This window comes from Microtetraspora sp. NBRC 13810, from assembly GCF_030268685.1.
In the GTDB taxonomy this organism is placed as follows: domain Bacteria; phylum Actinomycetota; class Actinomycetes; order Streptosporangiales; family Streptosporangiaceae; genus BSRQ01.
In genome coordinates this window covers 1-266 of the sequence record NZ_BSRQ01000088.1, presented here as the reverse complement: position 1 = coordinate 266, position 266 = coordinate 1, and the positions used below count along the sequence as shown (strand labels likewise).

Here is a 266-nt window from a genome sequence, read left to right as displayed (position 1 = left end):
GGAACGGCATGTCCTCGACCGGCAGGATCTTGGAGATGACACCCTTGTTACCGTGCCGGCCGGCCAGCTTGTCACCATCGGTGATCTTACGCTTCTGCGCCACATAGACGCGGACCAGCTCGTTCACACCCGGCGGAAGCTCGTCGCCCTCCTCGCGGGAGAACACCCGGACGCCGATGACCTTGCCCTGCTCGCCGTGCGGCACCTTCAGCGAGGTGTCACGGACCTCACGCGCCTTCTCACCGAAGATCGCCCGCAGCAGCCGC

1 protein-coding gene is annotated in these 266 nt (G+C 65.8%); it reads right to left on the bottom strand.

Annotated features, from left to right (window positions below; translation table 11 throughout):
- On the bottom strand, window positions 1-266 hold a 266-nt coding region (locus QSK26_RS41570; protein WP_285780876.1), incomplete at both ends, for a hypothetical protein.